The organism is Caldisericum sp. (genome assembly GCA_022759145.1).
Classification (GTDB): Bacteria; Caldisericota; Caldisericia; order Caldisericales; family Caldisericaceae; genus Caldisericum.
On the sequence record JAEMPV010000080.1, the window covers coordinates 1 to 3495 of the forward strand.

Annotated in this window: 2 protein-coding genes; both read left to right on the top strand. The window is 36.1% G+C overall.

The window, feature by feature from the left end:
- Nucleotides 1-777 (top strand): hypothetical protein (locus tag JHC30_05640; protein ID MCI4463637.1); only part of this gene is annotated, 777 nt, incomplete at its 5' end.
- Nucleotides 777-3495, top strand: a 2719-nt coding sequence (locus tag JHC30_05645; GenBank protein MCI4463638.1) for a DEAD/DEAH box helicase family protein, incomplete at its 3' end; no start/stop codon positions are given. The genes JHC30_05640 and JHC30_05645, both read left to right, overlap by 1 nt.

A 3495-nucleotide genomic window follows, 5' to 3' on the forward strand; every position in this document is an offset into this window, starting at 1 on the left:
AAATATGGCCAGAAAGCAAAACCGTTTGAAATTTTGAATCTTGGTAAATATGAGCGCCAGCTCTGGCAGGTAAAAACTTTCAACAATAAGGATGAAAAACAAGTTTTATACGAATACCTTGCTTTTATCCTGAAACTTTACGGGGCCGAACCTGTCTCTGGCTTCTCTCGTATTCATGGTAAGAAAGACTCTGCCCTTGTTTACGTTGGCGCGGTGGATTCTCCCGTGACTATCCAGGAGTGCATCGACGCCATGAAAGAATGTAAGTTAGCGGGTCAGAAAGAGCTCCATATCTTAGGCTGGGAGTGGGAAATGGGGCTTAATGATGCTATTGATGAGATTGCCAAGAACGAAGGCATTAAATTAAAACTGAGAATAATACCAAAAGAAGTTTTAGATGATGAGGCAGTAAGAAAAGGAGATATAAGATTCTTCGAACTTGCTCACTTTAAAGTTGATATTAAGAAAGAAAAAAGAGCTGTAACGGTTGAGTTGAAGGATTTTGTAATTCCTCATACCGATCTTATCCCTGAGGATGTGAAGAATAAAATAACTAAATGGAGTGACTGGATTGACTATTGGGCAGTTGATTTTGATTTTAAGAACAATACATTTAATAACACCTGGACTTCTTATAGAACAAAGAAGAATAGGACTTTGCAATTGGTAACTAGTCCTTATAATTACGATAAGCCAGGAAATTACAAGATTTTTGTTAAAGTAATTGACATTTTTGGAATTGACACTTCACAGATTTTTGATGTGGAGGTGAAATAATGGGGGATTCTCCGAAGACCTGGATTCAGTATGACAAAACTTTACCTTATATAGAGGATAGAGATCCGTCGGAAGAACCTGCAGCGTATCTTGTTAAAGATGGAGAAAACTCATATAAGGTTGTTGAAGGTAGAAGACCAAGCAAGATGCTCCTCGTAAACAAACTTAGAAAAGAGGTAGGTGATTGGAGAAAGAATGACTACCCTGGCGTATCAAACACTACTAAAGAGCTTCTAAATTACTGGTTTTATAATGATCATATAGTAGATGGGGCACCTTTTAAATTCTGGTTTTGTCAAAGGGAGGCTATTGAAACTCTTATTTACCTTTTTGAGGTAAAAAAGTTTAACGATCTTAAACCTGTGATAACAGAGTATGCTGAAAACTTTAGGAAGGATTTATTTGAAGAGGCTGTTCAGATTGTTGAAAATGTTGACGGTACAAGGAAATTAGTTCGCTATTTCCCTGAACTTCAACAAGAAGGCGAACAGGATCTTCCCGAAGAAAACTTACTCAGGTATGCTTTTAAAATGGCTACCGGTTCTGGAAAAACATACGTTATGGCTATGGTCATTGTGTGGTCGTACTTTAATAATCTTAGGGAGAAAGATTCAAGATTTCCAAATAATTTTCTAATTGTAGCGCCTAATGTTATTGTTTATGAAAGACTTGCTAATGATTTTCAAAGCAAAAAGATTTTTCACAAACTACCTCTTATTCCACCTCCGTGGAAATCCCTTTTTGATGTGAAGGTTACACTAAGAGGGGATGATTCACCTTTGAATCCTTCTGGTAATCTAATAGTGAATAACATTCAGCAATTATACGAACAAAAGCAGGAAGAAAAATCGACTAAGAATATTGCAGAAATTATTCTTGGGAAAAAGCCACAAAAAGACCTTGCTAAAACTCCAGTTCCTTTAATTGAAAAAATAAAACAACTTGATAATCTCTTGGTAATAAATGATGAGGCTCATCATGTTCACGATGAAGATCTTGAATGGCACAAAACTCTTATGAAAATTCATAAATCTTTGCCTAACGGCATTGATCTCTGGCTTGATTTTTCTGCTACTCCCAAGACTCAAACAGGAACATATTTCCCGTGGATAATAGTCGACTATCCGCTTGCTCAAGCGGTTGAGGATAGAATTGTAAAAGTACCTTTAATTGTTCATCGAGTGGATAAAGAGGATCCTGAAGACATTACCTCTGATAATGTAATCCAGAAGTATGGTGATTGGATAACTGCAGCCCTCGAAAGATGGAGAGAACACTACAATGTATACACAAAAGTTGGCAAAAAGCCTGTTCTTTTTATTATGGTCGAGAAGAATGATTACGCAGATAAAATTGCTGAAGCAATAAGAAAAAGGAAGGACTTAGGGTTAAAGGATCCTGATGAAGAAGTTGTTGTTATCCATGTGGAATCTAAAATTAATGAGAAAAAAGAAACAGAAATAAAAATTTCTGAGAGAGAGTTAGTTAGACTTAGAGAGATAGTTAGAAAAATAGATGAACCAGATAATAAGGTAAAAATAATCGTTAGTAATATGATGCTAAGAGAGGGATGGGATGTCCAGGGAGTTGTTGTTGTATTAGGATTAAGACCTTTTACTTCGAAGGCACAAATTCTTCCAGAGCAAGCTGTTGGAAGAGGACTAAGGCTTATGAGAGGTGAAGGTATAGGAGACTATACCCAAACGCTTGAAGTTATAGGAACAAAAGCATTTGAGCAATTCGTCAAGGAACTTGAAAAGGAGGGTGTTGCTATTAATATAACAAAAAATCCTCCTCCACTTTCAGTGACTATTGCGCCAGAAATTTCAAGATTCAAGTATGATATTGAAATCCCTCGAACCGGTCTTAATTATGAGCGTAATTACAAAAAAATAGAGGATATCAGCCTCAAGGATATTCCTTCGCTTTACTCATCTGACAAACTTGACGAACAAAGAAAAATATTACTTAGGATGGAATTTCCTATCACTGAGACCGAAGTGCATAGCACTGGAATTGAGCCAAAAGTGCTTCCATCTGGTAGGGAAATTATTTCCTACATAACTAATGAAGTAATGAAAAGAGCGAGATTAACCAATGTATTTAGTAGTCTTTACCCTATTGTTGAGGGGTATATTCTTTCTAAGTGCTTTGAAGTCAAGATTAACGATGTAGATGATGAAAAGCTGAGAAAACAGTTAAATGACATTTCTATACAACAGGCAATTATAGATCTTCTTGCAAGAGAAATAGGCAAAGCCTCAGTAGAGAAAAAGGAAATCACTATTGAAAAAGAGAGTCTAAAACTCTCTACCATTCCTCCTTTTATTTGGCGTCGAAACCATCCTCGTTGCGAGAAAACAGTTTTTAATTTTGTTGCGGCATATAATGACTTTGAAGAAGAATTTGCAAAATTTCTTGATAGATGTGACGATATAGAGAAATTTGCAGCACTTGCAGGCAAATTTGAAATTGATTATCTCAGTTCAAGAGGAGCAATTAGGTTCTATTGGCCAGATTTTGTGGCTGTTCAAAAGGATGAAGGTAAATATGTAAACTGGATAATAGAAACTAAAGGAAGAGAATACGAAGACACCGACAAAAAAGACCAGGCGGTAGAAAGGTACTGTGAATATGTTTCAGAAAAGACCGGAATGGTTTGGTCTTATAAAAGAATAATGCAAACTGATTTCGAAGAATTTATGAAATCTAATAAAG